The following is a 15,780-nucleotide window of genomic DNA, read 5'->3' on the forward strand; positions in this document are numbered from 1 at the left end:
GTCTGGATCGGCCCTTGTCAAAGATCAAGAAAATCATCCTTGTTGTCGTGCTGTGCTTCGTCGCCCCGGCGCTGGCCTCGCTCGGCGTTCGTGCCGCGGGCTCGCAACCGGGCTCCTGGCGAACCGCGGACTGGTCGTCTTCCGGGCTGCTGCCTGAGGCATCGTCGGACAGGGAGGCAGCAGTGTATGTGATGGCGGCACGGACCGGCGGACTAAAAGGCGCGCTCGCCGTTCACAGCTGGATCGTGACCAAGGACAGGGATGCGGCGCGCTACACCCGCTACGACAAGGTCGGCTGGGGCAGCCCGATCCGCACCAATTCCTATCCCGCCGACGGCCGCTGGTACTCCAACACTCCGGACGTGCTGCTGGCGCTTCACGGCGCGCAAGCCGCCCGGCTGATCCCGCAGATCGAGGCTGCGGTCGAGGCCTATCCGTTTGCCGGTTTTGGCGATTACCGGATCTGGCCGGGGCCGAACTCCAATTCCTTTGTCGCCCATGTGCTCAGGCAGGTACCCGAGCTTGAGCTTGCACTGCCGCCGGAAGCGGTCGGCCGCGACTTCCGCCCTTTCGGTGATTTCGTCACGCTGACGCCGGACTGGCGCAATCTCGAAGTCTCTCTCGGTGGATATGCCGGGTTTGCCATAGGCACGCTCTACGGCCTCGAACTGAGACTCGCCGGACTGGTCTTCGGCCTGGACGTGATGCGCCCGGCGCTCAAGCTGCCGGGCTTTGGACGGATCGGGATGGAACGGGATACCGGGCTGGTCAGCTGAACTTGCCGGACCGCGGGAAGCCCTTGGGCACCAGGCGGCCTGCCTGGGCGCGGTCGGCAATCCACTCGGTGAGTTCTTCCTTCTTGCGGTTGTGCATCCGTCCTGCGCTGTCTTCCCAGGTGAGCCCGTCCTCCATGACGAAGCAGCGGATATCGGACACGCCGCCATCCTTGTAGCGCTGCAGTCGAACGCCCTTGCCACGGCTCATTTCGGGCAATTGCTCAAGCGGGAAGATCAGCATCTTGCGGTTCTCGCCGATGATGGCAACGTGATCGCCGGTAACGGGAACGCACAGCCGGGTTTCCACCGGCAGGCTGACATTCATGATCTGCTTGCCCTTGCGGGTGTTGGCGACCATGTCGCTTTCAGCCACGATGAAGCCGTTGCCGACGGTCGAGGCAATAAGCAGCTTGCGCGCCGGATCATGCACAAAGGCGGTCAGCACCGCCTGGTCATTATCCATGTCGACGATGATCCTGAGCGGCTCGCCATGCCCGCGTCCACCCGGCAGCTTGTCGGCGCCGAGCGTGTAGGCCTTGCCGCCGGTGGTGACTATGACCAGCTTGTCGGTGGTGTTGGCGTGGAAGGCGAGTTTCAGTTGATCGCCGTCCTTGAACTGCAAGCCGGCATAATCGGCCATGTGGCCCTTCATCGCCCGGATCCAGCCCTTCTCGGAGATCACAACGGTGATCGGCTCTTTCTCGATCATCGCCTGCTCGATTGCCGCGAGATCGGCCACCGGCGCTTCGGCGAATTTGGTGCGGCGCGCACCGAGTTCGGTTTCCTTGGAGAAGGTCTTGCGGACATTGCCGATTTCCCACGCCACCGTCTGCCACTGCTTGGCGTCGGAGGCGAGCAAGGCCTCGATCTCGGCCTTCTCGTTGGTCAGGCCATCAAATTCCTTGCGGATTTCAAGCTCTTCGAGCTTGCGCAACGACCGCAGCCGCATGTTGAGGATGGCTTCGGCCTGAACATCGGTCAACTCGAAGGTCTTCATCAGTTCGAGCTTCGGCTCATCCTCTTCACGGATGATGCGGATCACCTCATCGAGATTGAGATAGGCGATCAGGAAGCCCGACAGGAGCTCCAGACGCCGTTCGATGGCCGCCAGGCGATGGCGGGAGCGGCGCTGCAGCACCTCCCGGCGGTGCGCCAGCCATTCAGACAGCACCTCGGCCAGGTTCATCACCTTGGGCACCTTGCCCATCGACAGGACATTGAGGTTGAGCGGAATGCGGTTTTCGAGATCCGAGAGGCGGAACAGCGATTCCATCAGCAGGTTGGGATCGACCGCACGGCTCTTGGGGACCAGAACCAGGCGCACGTCTTCAGCGGATTCATCGCGGACGTCATCAAGCAGCGGCAGGCGGCGGGCGATCAGCAGTTCGGCGATCTTCTCGATCAGCCGCGACTTCTGCACCTGATAGGGCATCTCGGTGACAACGATCTGGTAGCCGCCGCGACCGGTCTCCTCGACTTCCCACTTGGCGCGAACCCGGAAGCCGCCTCGGCCAGTGCGGTAGGATTCGAGGATGGATTCGCGGCTGTCGATGACGACGCCGCCGGTGGGGAAGTCCGGACCTTCGACATATTGCAGCAGGTCCTCGACCGTGGCCTCGGGCTTGCGGATCAGAGCGAGAGCCGCATCGCAGAGTTCGGCGGCATTGTGCGGCGGAATCGAGGTCGCCATGCCGACGGCGATACCGGTGGCGCCATTGGCGAGCAGGTTGGGGAACGCGCCGGGGAGAACTACCGGTTCGCTGTTTTCCTCGTCATAGGTGGTGCGGAAATCCACCGCGTCCTCGCCGATGCCCTCGATCAGCAGTTCAGCGACCGCGGTCATCTTCGATTCGGTGTAGCGCATCGCGGCCGCACTATCGCCATCGATGTTGCCGAAATTGCCCTGGCCGTTGGCGAGCGGGTAGCGAACGGCAAAATCCTGGGCCAGCCGCACCAGCGCGTCATAGATCGACTGGTCGCCATGGGGATGGAAGTTACCCATCACCTCACCGACGATCTTGGCACATTTCTTGAACGACCCGGCCGAGCGCAGGCCCATCTCGCTCATCGCGTAGACGATGCGCCGGTGCACCGGCTTCATGCCATCGCGCACATCGGGCAGCGCCCGGTGCATGATCGTCGACAGCGCATAGGCCAGATAGCGCTCCTCGAGCGCCTTTTTCAGGTCGATGCCCTGAATGTCATCGCCGCCGCCGGGCGGTATCAAGCTTTTTCCCATGGGGCTGGATTAGAGGAAGCCCTGATTCGGGGCAAGAGGCGCCGGCATCGGCGGCATCAAGAGGAAACTTCCGCCAGCCTGTCGATTTCGACAAGGCCCGTTCGTCGATATGACAGTGCGATCGATCGAAAGCACATCACTATCGACCCGAGACAAAGGAAAACACCGATGATGCACCTGACCGGACTGTACTCCGTGCCGCTGGCGCTGATGATGATGGGACTTTCCGCCCATGTCAGCGTTCTGCGGGGAAAGACCGCCATCTCCATTCTCGATGGCGGCAACATGGCCCTTGCCGAGCGGATACGGCGGCATGGCAATTTTGCCGAGAACGTTCCAACCGCACTTCTGTTGATGGCTTTTGCCGAAGCTTCGACAACGGCGCACTTGTGGACCCATGCGGCTGGCCTTGCCCTTCTTGCCGGCCGGATCCTTCACCCGCTTGGCCTGTTCCACGACAGGCCGGTGACCGCCGCCCGCATCGCCGGTGGTTCCCTGACATGGCTCTCCATGCTGATTTCGATGGTGAACATCGTCCTCGCCCAGTGGGGCACATAGTTTTTTCACGCCCGATGTCGAAACGGGCTCCGCCCGTTCGTCCCCTTGACGTAAACTCCGGCCCCGGCGGATACCGCTGTGGCCTCAACCACCGAGGAAAAGGAAGCAGACCATGAAATATCTTGCACTGATCTACGCGGCACCCGGAGCCGGACCGGATTACGGCACACCGGAATTCGGCCCCTACATGGACGGATACCGCGCGGCTACGGAAACCTACCAGCGTGACGGCGTCATGCTGGCGGGCGAAGCCCTGCAGGACACGTCGACCGCAACGACTGTGCGGATTCGCAACGGCAAGACGGATACAATGGACGGACCATTTGCCGAAACCAAGGAACAGCTTGGCGGGTTCTACCTGCTGGACTGCGCCAATCTTGACGAGGCGATCCGCTATGCCGCGATGATCCCGACAGCCGAGCACGGATCGGTGGAAGTCCGGCCGATCATGGAAATCGAATAGCCCGGATGGCATCCGACGTCCCCGAGCTGGAGGACCGCGCGCGCAAGGCCATAGAGGCACTTGCGCGCGCAGAGACAGGCCGTCTGCTGGGCGCCCTGTTGCGCGATGTCCGCGATTTCCAGATGGCGGAAGACTGTCTGCAGGAGGCGCTGGAATCGGCGCTGTTGCACTGGTCCCGCAACGGGCTGCCGGACTCTCGCGCAGGGTGGGTGCTGCAAGCGGCGCGCCGAAAAGCCATCGACCGGTTCCGGCGGGCACGCAATTTCGACCGCAAGGCGGAGGAGTACGGACTGCTGATCGAGCTTGACCAGCAAGCCTTAAGCCGCGAGGAACCGCCGGAGATCCCCGATGAACGCCTGCGCCTGATCTTCACCTGCTGCCATCCGGCGCTGGACAGCAAGACCCGTGTCGCCTTGACCCTGAGAACGCTGTGCGGGCTGACAACCCGGGAGATCGCCCGGGCCTTTCTGGATGCGACGGAGGCGATGGCACAGCGGCTGGTGCGGGCGCGCCACAAGATCACCAAGGCCGGCATTCCCTTTGCAATTCCCGAGCCGGATCACTGGGCGGAACGGCTCAACTCGGTGCTCTCGGTGATCTACCTGATCTTCAACGAAGGCTATTCGGCGACCGCAGGCCCGGACCTGCTGCGTCATGACCTGTGCCTCGAGGCGATCCGGCTGGGACGGCTGATGCTGGAACTGGCCCCTGGCGACGCGGAATGCGAGGGATTGCTGGCGCTGATGCTGCTCAACCACTCACGTGCCCAGGCTCGGATTGACGATCACGGCAGGATGATCCCGCTCGATCAACAGGATCGGAGCCTTTGGAGCGGTAGCGAAATCGACGAGGGCAGCCGGACACTTGAGCGGGCGCTCGCCCGCGGACGCGCAGGCCTGTTTCAGCTGCAAGCGGCCATCAGTGCCCTGCATGCCGAGGCAACGAGCCACGCGGACACGGACTGGCACCAGATCGTGCTTCTGTACGAGGCCATGCACGCACGTTCGGACAATCCGGTCTACCTGCTCAACCGCGCCGCGGCACTGTCCTATGCACATGGCGCGGACCAGGCGCTGGAGGCTCTTGGCGCCGTCGAAGCCACGCTCGGTGGTTATCAGCCGTTTCATGCCGCCAGGGCGGATCTGCTGCGCCGGACGGGTCAGTTCGAGGCCGCCCGGCAAAGCTACCGGCGCGCCATCGAGCTCAGCGGCAACGAAAGCGAACGCCAGTTCCTGGCAAGCCGTATGGCGGCGATGGAGCAGAGCACATAGGACCGCCTTGCGGCCTCATCCGCACCACAAAGCTGTGGACGATGCAGCGACAGGTACCTAGTTTATTAAAACACGGCACCCCTGACCCAACGGCCGGCCAGGCCGCATCGAAAGCAGAAGGAAACTCCGATGACTGTCCAATACTCACCCAAGCGTCTGTTTTCCGCCTCCCTGCTCGCGGCCGGCCTGTCGTTGCCTGCCCTGCCCGCACTGGCCCTGGATGCCGATGACTTCGCCACCAAGCTTGCAGCCCTCTCCAGCCAGAGCGGCAACCGGTTGAGCTTTTCCGCGGTCGAGCCCGACGGCAACACGGTTGTGCTTAGATCAGTTCGCATTGAGGTGCCCGGACAAGCCCCCATCGCAGCCGGCGACATTACCTTCAAGGGTGTCGAGGAAGAGGACGACGGCGGCTATTTCGTCAGCGAAGCCCTGTTCGAAGATGTCGAGATCAACGAGGGACCGACCACGGTCACGGTGGAAGGTATCGAGATGACCGGACTGAGCGTACCGGGCAACGGCGAGACGGGTTCGCTTGCAGGAATGCTTTTTTATGAAGGGTTTTCAACCGGCGAGATCAGCGTCGAGACAGACGATGTCCGTGTGTTTTCGATGGCCGGGGTCGACATGCAGGTCGAGCGTCAGGATGATGGCTCGAAGGTCGACATGCGGATGAACGGATCCGATCTGAAGATCGACCTCAGTTCCATCGATGATCCGAAGGCCAGGGATGCCATCCAACAGCTGGGCTACGAGACCCTGACCGGCGATATCAATCTCACCGCCGCGTGGGATGCGACCGCCGGCACGGTCAACATGCAGGAATACTCCCTGAGCCTCGACGACGTGGGACGCCTGAGCATGTCGATGGAGATCTCAGGCTACACTCTCGAGTTCATCAACGCGATGCAGCAGGCGCAGGCGGCCGCAGCGGCCAATCCGGATCCGCAGGCAGCCCAGCAGGCGCTGGGATTTGCCATGCTCGGCATGCTGCAGCAGTTGAACTTCAATTCCGCCTCGGTGCGCTTCGAGGATGCCTCGGTGACCGAACGGGCGCTGGCCTTTGCAGGCAAGCAGCAAGGTGTTTCCGGCGACCAGATGCGGATGGCGCTCAAGGGTATGCTGCCGCTTATGCTCGGCCGTATCGGTATTCCCGAACTGCAGAAACAGATTGCCGCCGCCGCGAGCGTCTATCTCAACAACCCGCAGGACATCACCATCACGGCGATGCCGGCATCGCCGGTGGCGGTCCCGGTGATCATGGGTGCGGGCATGGGCGATCCGAAGTCGCTGGTTGATCTGCTCAATGTGCAGATCATCGCCAACAAGCCGGTGGAAGTCTGCTGCAAGCAGTAGCATCGGCGGATTATCAGGTTGCTTGTTGGCCCCGGCGGGCGCAGTGTCGCGCCGGACCGGGAGCGATTTGGCTCCGGGCCTCGCGTGCCGATTCGACCGCCTCATACCAGCACTGGACCAACAGATGATCCGTTTCAGGGCAGAGCCGCTGGCTGAAAAGCCAGCGGAAAACGCCACAGCCAAACCGCAAAAACCTGCAACAAAGACCAAGACTGCGAAATCCGCAGCCAAGGAAGACCTGCTCGATCTGGCCGCGGAATCACAAGACGACAAGGACTGATCACCACATGCCGGCAAGACATTGCCGCAAAGAAAAAGCCCGGGAAACAGATGTTTGCCCGGGCTTCTTTATGATTTGAGTCTGCTTGCGGCCTATTCGGCCTTCGGCGGTAGCGCGCGCAGCGACAGTTCGCGCATCTGGGCTGGCGAAGCCGGGCTCGGTGCGCCCATCAACAGATCCTGGGCCTGCTGGTTCATCGGGAACAGGGCCACTTCGCGTAGGTTCTTGGCGCCGACGATCAGCATGATCACCCGGTCGACACCGGCTGCCATGCCGCCATGCGGCGGTGCGCCGTACTGGAAGGCGCGGTAGAGACCGCCGAAGCGCTCCTCGACGTCGGCCTTGGTGAGCCCCACCTTCTCGAAGGCCTTGACCATGAGTTCGGGCGACTGGTTCCGGATCGAGCCCGACGCGATCTCGAAGCCGTTGCAGACCAGATCGTACTGGTAGGCCTTCAGCGTCAGCGGATCCTGGGTCTCGAGCGCTTCCATGCCGCCCTGCGGCATCGAGAACGGGTTGTGGGCGAACTCGACCTTCTTGTTGTCCTCGTCCCATTCGTAGAACGGGAAATCGACGATCCAGCAGAGATCGAAGCGGTCCTGGTCGACAAGGTTCAGTTCCTCGCCGGCGCGTGTGCGGGCGTCGCCGGCAAACTTGGCGAACTTGGCGGGGTCACCGGCAGCGAAAAAGCAGGCATCGCCATCCTCGAGCCCCATCTGCACGCGGATCGCCTCGGTGCGCTCCGGTCCGATGTTCTTGGCGATCGGACCGGCGCCTTCGAGGTTGTCGCCTTCCTTGCGCCAGAAGATGTATCCGAGGCCCGGTTGCCCCTGGCCTTGCGCCCAGGAGTTCATCCGGTCGCAGAAGGCGCGGGAGCCACCGGTCTTGGCCGGAATTGCCCAGACCTCGACCTTCGGGTTGTTGGCGATCATGCCGGCAAAGACCTTGAAGCCCGAACCGGCGAAATGCTCGGTGACGGCCTGCATCTCGATCGGGTTTCTCAGGTCGGGCTTGTCGGTGCCGTAGGTTCGCATCGCCTCGTCATAGGGAATGCGGCGGAACTCCTGCGTGACAGGCTTGCCTTCGGCGAATTCCTCGAACACGCCGCGCATCACCGGCTCCATCGTGTCCCAGACATCCTCCTGGGTGACGAAGCTCATTTCAAGGTCGAGCTGGTAGAATTCGCCCGGCAGACGGTCGGCGCGCGGGTCCTCATCGCGGAAGCAGGGCGCGATCTGGAAGTAGCGGTCAAAGCCCGCGACCATCAGAAGCTGCTTGTACTGCTGCGGCGCCTGCGGCAGGGCGTAGAACTGGCCCGGATGAATACGGCTCGGCACCAGGAAGTCACGCGCGCCTTCAGGCGACGACGCGGTCAGGATCGGGGTCGCGTATTCTGCGAAGCCGATCTCGGTCATGCGCTTGCGCATGTCGGCGATCACCTTGGTGCGGGTGACGATGTTCTTGTGCAGCGTCTCGCGGCGCAGATCGAGGAAGCGGTACTTGAGGCGGACGTCTTCCGGATAGTCCGGCTCGCCGAAGACCGGCAGCGGCAGTTCCTTGGCCGACGACAGGACCTCGATCTCCTGGGCGAAAACCTCGATCTCGCCGGTGCCGAGATTGGGGTTGATGGTGTCGGCCATGCGTTCCTTGACTATACCGTCAACGCGGATCACCCATTCGCCGCGAACAGTCTCGGCGATCTTGAAGGCGGGCGAATCCGGGTCGGCGACGACCTGGGTCAGGCCATAATGGTCGCGCAGGTCGATGAACAGTACGCCGCCATGGTCGCGCACGCGGTGCACCCAGCCCGAAAGCCGGACATTGGCCCCGGTGTCGCTCTTGCGAAGCGCGGCGCAGGTATGGGAACGGTAGCGATGCATTGTGATATCCTCAAGGCTGGGGCGTCGCGCTGACAACGGCGGATCGGCGGGAGTGAAGACGCGATCCATCACCGTTTCGGCGCACGGTCGAAATCGCGCGGAAAAGCGCATGGCGCATCGGGTTTGTCAAGCTGAAAGGGCGTGAATGGCGCTGTGAGTGACGGGATTTCAGGGCGACGGCCCGGACAATTCCATGTAAGGATTCGCGAAGGCCAATCTCTCGTCCGGACTGCAATGCATTCGCTTCGCCCGCTTTTCCCGCTTCTTTTTACAGCCGGCGTGCTGCTGGCAGGCAATGGTCTGCAGGGCACGCTGGTCACCCTGCGCGGTTCGGCGGAAGGATTTTCCGCCACGGTCATCGGGCTCTCCGGCGCGGGATACTATTTCGGCTTCATCGTCGGCTGCTGGGTGACACCGTGGCTGCTCAGAAGCACCGGGCACATCCGGGCCTTTGCAGCCATGTCCGCGGTCGCTGCCTGTGCCTCGCTCGCCATGGTCATGGTCATCGATCCCTTCTTCTGGTTCCTGATGCGGCTTGTCACCGGGATCTGCTTTGCCTCGCTGTTTGCCAATGTCGAAAGCTGGATCAACGCGCAGGTGACCAACAACAACCGGGCGAGGACACTTGCAATCTACCGTTTTGTCGATCTCGGCGCGGTGACACTGTCGCAGTACATGTTGCCGGTTTTCGGCATTGGCGGTTTCGAGATCTTCGCGGTGATGACCATGCTGATCATCCTGTCGATCGTGCCGGTCTCGCTCGCCGACCGTTCCAACCCTGCCCCGCCGGCGCCGTTCTCGTTCAACCCGAAGCGTCTGTTCGCGGTCTCGCCGCTGGCTTGCGCCGGCGCCATCACCGTGGGCCTGACCACCGCCTCGTTCCGCTCCGTCGGCCCGCTCTACGCCGAAGGTCTGGGGTTTGGTGTCTCCGACATCGCCTCTTTCATGAGTGCGGGCATCATCGGCGGTGTCGTGCTGCAATATCCGCTGGGCTATCTCTCCGACAATATCAGCCGGCGGTCGGTGCTGCTGATGGCCACGGCCGGCTCCACCCTTACCGGACTGGCGATGGTCTGGTTCGCAGGCAGCAACCTGGCGCTCAATCTCGTCGGCATCTTCCTGTGGGGTGCCTTCACGCTGCCGCTTTACTCATTGTCGGCGGCGCATGCCAACGACAAGGCCGAGGCCGGCGAGTATGTGCAGATTGCCTCGGGCCTGATGTTCTTCTGGGCGATTGGCGCCTCCATCGGTCCGCTGCTTTCGGCGGTTCTGGTCGACTGGTTCGGCGCGGTCGCCTTCTTCACCTATGTCTGTGCCATGCATGGCGCATTCGTGGCCTACACAATCGTCCGGATCGTCCGTGGTGAGCCCGACGAGCCGGACCGCGGACGCTTCGCCTCGCTGTTGCGCACCTCACCGGTGTTCGCGCGGATGGCGACCCAGTCGGCCAACAGCGAGCCAGGTGACAAGGATGCCATCCAAAATGGCGATCCGGCACAAGACAAACCGGAAAATTCCCGCTAAATGCCAGACATGGACATGATTACAACGACCGAGGCGCTTGCCGCCTTTTGCGCCCGCCTCGCCAAACACGACTTTGTCACCGTCGACACCGAGTTCCTGCGAGAGACCACTTACTGGCCCGAACTGTGCCTGATCCAGATGGCCGGTCCCGAGGATGAAGGGATTGTCGACCCGCTGGCCAAAGGCATTGATCTCAAACCGTTTTTTGAGCTGATGGCGGACGCCTCGGTGATCAAGGTGTTCCACGCCGCCCGCCAGGACATCGAAATCGTGGTCAAGCTCGGTGATCTGGTTCCACACCCTCTCTTCGACACGCAGGTGGCGGCGATGGTCTGCGGATTTGGCGAATCGATCTCCTACGACCAGCTTGTCTCGCGGATCACCGGCGCGCCGATCGACAAGTCGTCGCGGTTCACCGACTGGAGCCGCCGGCCGCTGAGCGACAAGCAGCTCGATTATGCGCTGGCCGATGTCACCCATCTGCGCGACGTCTATCTCGAACTGGTCTCGCGCCTCGAAGCAGCAGGCCGTGGCGACTGGGTTGCCGACGAAATGGCCGTGCTCGAATCGCGCTCGACCTATGAGATTGAACCCGAAGACGCCTGGAAGCGCCTGAAGATGCGGGTCAAGAAACCGGTCGAACTCTGCGTGCTGCAGCATGTGGCGGCCTGGCGCGAACGCGAGGCGAAATCCCGCAACGTGCCGCGCGGCCGGGTGATCAAGGACGATGCGCTGTACGAAATCGCCCAGCAGCAGCCAAAGGATGCGGAAGCGCTGTCGCGGCTCAGGACCATCCCGCGCGGCTGGGAGCGCTCGCAACAGGGCGCCACGCTGGTCGAGATCGTCAACGAGGCGCTCGAGACGCCGAAGGACGCGATGCCGCGCCTGCCCCGTCAGAAACAGGCGCCGGAAGGCGCGCAGGCCTCGATCGAGCTGTTACGGGTCTTGTTGAAGCTGACCGTGGAGAAGGAAAACGTCGCCGCCAAGATCATCGCCAATTCGGATGATCTGGAAGCCATCGCCGTCGATGGCGAAGCCGCCGACGTTCCCGCGCTCCAGGGCTGGCGCCGCGACCTGTTCGGCGAGCGGGCGCTCAAGCTGATCCGCGGCGAGCTGGCCTTGCGGTTTGCCAACAAGAAGGTCGAGGCTGTCGAGCTCTAGCTGCTCGTCCTGCTGCGTAATTCCCTAAATCGGAAACGATCCAAGGTGGAAGATCATGCAGCAGCTTTAAGTGCTAAAGCGTGCGTCGTGCGTTTGATCAAGACCACGGCGCGTCAGTCGGTTTGGCGATAGAGATCTGCCCGGGTTGGCGGCAGGCCGGCGGGTCCCCGCGCGGACCTGGTGGTCACGGTCTGGTAGATCCTGACGGTGTTGCGCTCGAAGGCGATCGAACAGCCGCCGAGATAGACAAGCCACAGCCGGGCCTTGACCTCGCCCACTTCGGCGACGGCGGCCTGGTAATTGGCCAGCAACCGATCATGCCACAGCCGGCAGGTGCGCTGATAGTGCTCCCGCCAGTTCTCGACATCATGAACCTCGAAGCCGTGCTGTTCCAGCATCATCACGGTGTTGCCGATATGGTCGAGTTCACCACCGGGGAAGATGTACTTGGTGAGCAGCTTGAATTCCTTGTTCTTCTTGCGGAAGGTTCTGGCGTCCTTCTTGGCGGGCCGGGTGATGGCGTGATGCAGGTAGATGCCTCCGGGTTTGAGCACCCGGTGTATGGTTGAGTAATAGGTCGGGTAATTGTCGATGCCGATGGCTTCATGCATGCCGATCGAGGAAATCTTGTCGAATTCTCCTTCGACCTTGGCATAGTCGAGCAGGATGAAGTTCACACGGTCGGACAGTCCGAGCATTTCAGCCTTTTGAGTGGCATACTCCAACTGGCGTTCGGACAGGGTCACACCGGTCACATGCACACCGTAATTCTTCGCCGCATAGAGCGCCAGCGAGCCCCAGCCGAAGCCGATGTCGAGCATTTTCTCACCGGGCTTGAGGCGCAGCTTGCGGCAGATCATCTCCAGCTTGTCTGTCTGCATCTGGTGAATGTCATTGTTCCAATCGGTGAAATAGCCGCAGGTGTAAACCATCTGGTCATCGAGGAAGAGTTCATAGAACGCGTTGGAGACATCGTAGTGATAGGCGATGTTCTTCTGGTTCTCTTCGGCATTGCCATCTGATGGCTTTTCGTCGGGTTGATCGCTGAGCGGCCATGGTCCGCCCCTGTCGACGAACAGGAACTTGCGCGCCGTGTTGAACACCTGGAGCTTGCTGAGCTGCTTTCGGATCTCGCGGGTGCGAACCTTTGGCCGTCGCGCCACCAGGTCGAACATGTCGCCGTTCTCCAGGTCGACCCGGCTGGATACCCAGAGATTGAGCAGGGTTTCGGGATTGGGTGAACGCAGCAGCGACGCTATCACGCCCTCGTCGGCAAAACGGATGGCGAAGGCGGCCGGATCGAGGTCATCGGGCACCGTGGAGCCATCCCAGAGCCTGAACCCGATATCCAGTTGGAGAATCTCTCGGGCATGGGCAAGAAGTTTTCGAAGGCTCTTCAATCGACTGTTTGCGCTCAAACTCACGTCTCCCGTCTGATCAACCGCATCGGTTCCAACTCAACTGGTGGTCAGCAAAGGCGTCGCACGGCCGCCCGACCTACGCAACACCACAGCGCGGCATGATGCCCAGGTCAACCCGGCTGCGCGACACCTGGCAGTTACAAGATTACAGCCCCCTTAGAAAACACAACCATTACGTTTTGCAACTTGGTAAATCAATTATTAGTTGCATTACCTTCAAACTGCTGCCATGAATTGCACTCGTTAGGCAAAATACCGGCCTGCCCAGCATCTGCGAGGGACGGCCGGGTTCTTCAATCACACCATCCAGGGAGAAGAAAATGGCCAAGTATCACGAATTCAGCGAAGACAGGGTTGCCGCCGCGATCGAGGCTGCGCGCAGCTACTATGCGGAGATCGGCACCTACCAGGAAGGCGGCAGGATCGATCCGAACGATGACGGTCACATGAACATTGCCGCGGAATGCATCCAGGTGACTGTCGACAACGGCAAGGTCTGCCTGAAGCTGCCGGTGCTCGGCAACACGGTCTGCCTGCCGATCCCGTCTTTCATCCCGAATGGCACGGCCGCCGAAGCCTGCCTGAGCATCTGCTTCACCGGCCCGTTTCCGACCGGCGTCACGGTCACCATCAGCGTGCTTGGCAAGGTGATCATCACCAAGTCGTTCGGCAAGTGCTGACCCCGTGAATCGCCCGCCGGAGCCAGCCCCGCTCCGGCAAAAGCCGGCCCGTCGCCACGCGGGCCGGCGCCTCGGAGGACCCGACAATGGCACGAAAATACACACTGTTTGTCTACAACACGTCCGGGAAGCAGCAGGACTGGACCATCTTCAGCGAGGATGTGATCAACGAGGAATTCAAGATCGGTGACGTCCGCAAGACCTTCACGCTGATGCTCAGCGGAGACGTCATGATCCAGTTCGGCGTTGATTACACGGTGTATCTGAAAGCAACCTATTCCTACAAGACCGATAGCTGGACCTCGAAAACCGATACGCCGATGGACATATCCTTTACCACCGGTCCAAGTGCGATCACGGTGAGTTCGGACTTCAAGCCCGACGATTGACCGGAATGGCAAAGTTATTCCGGTTCAGGCGGGAAAATCACTGTGCCCTCTTGCAATCGATCTGATCCACCCCATATATTGATCAACAAGGAAATTTGCCTCCAGCCTGACCACGGATGTACTGGCAGGTTTGTTGAGGCAAGTCAGGAAGGTCGGTGCGAATTTCGCCCGGCCTTTTTCTTTGTCTGCTGTTCTGGGGTTTACCTTGCAAGACCTTGTGGGCCCGTCAGCCGATCCGGAAACCGAGACGCTTGCCGGTGAGCTTGGCAAGCTGCTGCAAACGGCCATCCAGGCGTTCACCAACGAGAGCCTCGCTTTCACGCGGAACCTTCAGCACGATATCGACGTCACCATCAGATGGCGCGGCGGCAACGAATTCCAGGCGCGGCACCATGCCCGGCATGGAAGCCGAAAAAAGATAGACTACCCGAAGCATGCCACCCAGCAGCTTGGCGTATTCGAGGTATTTCGGCCCGGCGATCGCCGCAAGCTCCGAGGACATGCCGTCGTCATTGAGACCTTCGAAACGGAAGTAGTTGGCCAGCGCGATATAGGCCCGGCCGGCATGGCTGATGCCGGTGAAGGTCCCGTGGGCGATGATGTTGAGCGCCTGCGGGCCGCGGTAATCGGGATGCGCGCGCCAGGAAATGTCGGCGAGCAGGCAGGCCGACTGGCGGTAGCGAGCATCCTCCTCGCTCTCCTCGACACCGAAGACAGGGAACATGCGGCCGGTCCAGACAGCAAGCTCGCGGGCGTGCTCGGGTGAACGGGCGCGCAGAATTGCCAGTTCGCCTGCTGCCGTCAGCAGCGGATCTCGTGCCGCCTCCGCAGCGCCGAGAAGGGAGTAGAGATAGCCCTCGCGCACGCCGAGTGCGGAGAAACTGACCCGTGACGCCTTCATGGCGATCAGCGTCTCCTGCAGCGCCACGGCGCCATAGGGCAACAGGCCTCGGCGATTTCTCGAAATCGCCTTGATGGCACTGATCCGCGACTGCTTCATCGCCGCCACCTCGCCGAGAAACTCGATCGCAGGCTTGGCCTCGATCTCATAGGCCTGCATCATGTGCAGCGGGTAACCCGTGATTTCCATGTGCAGCTTGGCGATGTTTCGCCAGGTTCCACCCACGGCATAGAAGGTCCGCCCTGCCCCGCCCGGCAGCACAGTCGATTGCTTCAGCGACCGCTTGGCGATAGCCCGCGCCTTTGAAATCGAGTTGCCGGACATTTCGGCGAGCCGGAGGCCACCCAGTGGCAGGGTCTGCCCGCCAGAGTGAACATTGCCTTTGACATCAACGAGTTCGAGCGAGCCGCCGCCCAGGTCGCCGGCGATGCCATCGGGCTTGTAGTAGCCGGCGATCACGCCAAGAGCCGAGAAACGGGCTTCCTCCTCACCGGTCAGGACGCGGATCCGGCATCCAAGAATGGATTCCGCCGAATCGATGAAGGCAGCACCGTTTTCTGCTTCCCTTGCCGCCGCGGTGGCGAGCACGTGCATTTCCGAAGCGCGGGCCTGGTCGGAGAGCGCGCGGAACCGTCTGAGCGCGGCCAAAGCCCGCTCGATGCCGCTTTCGTCCATCCTGCCGGTGGCGACGAGCCCCTTGCCTAGCCCGCACAGAACCTTCTCGTTGAACAGCACGGATGGCGCCCGGTTGAGACCTTCGTAGATCACCAGGCGGACCGAATTCGATCCTATATCAATGACAGAAACTGGATGTATGCCCGGCAGCCGGCCTTGCGCTTCCGATTCCACCATGTCCAAGGGCTCTTCGGTTAGGGCGACGCGCT

Annotated in this window: 14 protein-coding genes; 10 read left to right on the forward strand and 4 right to left on the reverse strand. The window is 61.8% G+C overall.

Translation table 11 applies throughout. The annotated features are described in order from the left end of the window. Positions 1 to 14: 14 nt before the first annotated feature. Complete coding sequence (locus SPHINGO391_RS13025) at positions 15 to 776, forward strand: DUF3750 domain-containing protein (RefSeq protein ID WP_152009224.1); 762 nt, start codon at positions 15 to 17, stop codon at positions 774 to 776. On the opposite strand, the gene parC is transcribed toward SPHINGO391_RS13025, so the two are convergent. Continuing rightward, complete coding sequence (parC, locus tag SPHINGO391_RS13030) at positions 769 to 3,015, reverse strand: DNA topoisomerase IV subunit A (protein ID WP_152009225.1); 2,247 nt, start codon at positions 3,013 to 3,015, stop codon at positions 769 to 771. The two genes, SPHINGO391_RS13025 and parC, sit on opposite strands and share 8 nt — an antisense overlap. 168 nt (positions 3,016 to 3,183) lie before the next feature. Here parC and SPHINGO391_RS13035 point away from each other — a divergent pair, with 168 nt between their 5' ends. From SPHINGO391_RS13035 to SPHINGO391_RS13055, 5 genes are all read left to right on the forward strand, one after another. Then, positions 3,184 to 3,573, forward strand: coding sequence for an MAPEG family protein (locus SPHINGO391_RS13035; protein WP_152009226.1), 390 nt, complete (start codon positions 3,184 to 3,186; stop codon positions 3,571 to 3,573). Between the two features lie 112 nt (positions 3,574 to 3,685). Then, on the forward strand, positions 3,686 to 4,036 hold the full coding sequence (locus SPHINGO391_RS13040; RefSeq protein ID WP_152009227.1) for a YciI family protein: 351 nt from the start codon (positions 3,686 to 3,688) through the stop codon (positions 4,034 to 4,036). 5 nt (positions 4,037 to 4,041) lie between these two features. Beyond that, entirely contained in the window at positions 4,042 to 5,307 is a 1,266-nt protein-coding gene (locus SPHINGO391_RS13045) for an RNA polymerase sigma factor (RefSeq protein ID WP_152009228.1), read from the forward strand. A gap of 129 nt (positions 5,308 to 5,436) precedes the next feature. Then, the gene (locus SPHINGO391_RS13050) at positions 5,437 to 6,660 is read left to right on the forward strand and encodes a hypothetical protein (protein WP_152009229.1); all 1,224 of its coding nucleotides are present in this window, start codon (positions 5,437 to 5,439) and stop codon (positions 6,658 to 6,660) included. 124 nt (positions 6,661 to 6,784) lie between these two features. Further along, complete coding sequence (locus SPHINGO391_RS13055; protein ID WP_193217281.1) at positions 6,785 to 6,940, forward strand: hypothetical protein; 156 nt, start codon at positions 6,785 to 6,787, stop codon at positions 6,938 to 6,940. Positions 6,941 to 7,032: 92 nt separating this feature from the next. On the opposite strand, the gene aspS is transcribed toward SPHINGO391_RS13055, so the two are convergent. Further along, positions 7,033 to 8,820, reverse strand: a complete 1,788-nt coding sequence (gene aspS, locus SPHINGO391_RS13060) for an aspartate--tRNA ligase (RefSeq protein ID WP_152009230.1) — start codon at positions 8,818 to 8,820, stop codon at positions 7,033 to 7,035. A gap of 234 nt (positions 8,821 to 9,054) precedes the next feature. On the opposite strand from aspS, the gene SPHINGO391_RS13065 reads away from it, so the two are divergent. After that, complete coding sequence (locus tag SPHINGO391_RS13065; RefSeq protein WP_152009231.1) at positions 9,055 to 10,344, forward strand: MFS transporter; 1,290 nt, start codon at positions 9,055 to 9,057, stop codon at positions 10,342 to 10,344. Between the two features lie 15 nt (positions 10,345 to 10,359). Then, positions 10,360 to 11,505, forward strand: a complete 1,146-nt coding sequence (gene rnd / locus SPHINGO391_RS13070) for a ribonuclease D (protein ID WP_152009232.1) — start codon at positions 10,360 to 10,362, stop codon at positions 11,503 to 11,505. Positions 11,506 to 11,618: 113 nt separating this feature from the next. On the opposite strand, the gene SPHINGO391_RS13075 is transcribed toward rnd, so the two are convergent. Beyond that, entirely contained in the window at positions 11,619 to 12,923 is a 1,305-nt protein-coding gene (locus tag SPHINGO391_RS13075; protein WP_152009233.1) for a cyclopropane-fatty-acyl-phospholipid synthase family protein, read from the reverse strand. A gap of 323 nt (positions 12,924 to 13,246) precedes the next feature. Here SPHINGO391_RS13075 and SPHINGO391_RS13080 point away from each other — a divergent pair, with 323 nt between their 5' ends. Continuing rightward, positions 13,247 to 13,606, forward strand: a complete 360-nt coding sequence (locus SPHINGO391_RS13080; protein WP_152009234.1) for a hypothetical protein — start codon at positions 13,247 to 13,249, stop codon at positions 13,604 to 13,606. 86 nt (positions 13,607 to 13,692) lie between these two features. After that, positions 13,693 to 13,995 carry a hypothetical protein gene (locus SPHINGO391_RS13085; RefSeq protein ID WP_152009235.1) on the forward strand — a complete coding sequence of 101 codons (303 nt, stop codon included), beginning with the start codon at positions 13,693 to 13,695 and terminating at the stop codon, positions 13,993 to 13,995. 226 nt (positions 13,996 to 14,221) lie between these two features. Here the strand turns inward: SPHINGO391_RS13085 and SPHINGO391_RS13090 are convergent, their stop codons facing one another. Beyond that, positions 14,222 to 15,748: a Ppx/GppA phosphatase family protein gene (locus SPHINGO391_RS13090; protein WP_152009236.1), complete on the reverse strand. Its 1,527-nt coding sequence runs from the start codon at positions 15,746 to 15,748 to the stop codon at positions 14,222 to 14,224. Positions 15,749 to 15,780 lie beyond the last annotated feature (32 nt).

Origin of the sequence: Hoeflea sp. EC-HK425 (genome assembly GCF_902498795.1) — a bacterium.
Lineage (GTDB): Bacteria > Pseudomonadota > Alphaproteobacteria > Rhizobiales > Rhizobiaceae > Hoeflea > Hoeflea alexandrii.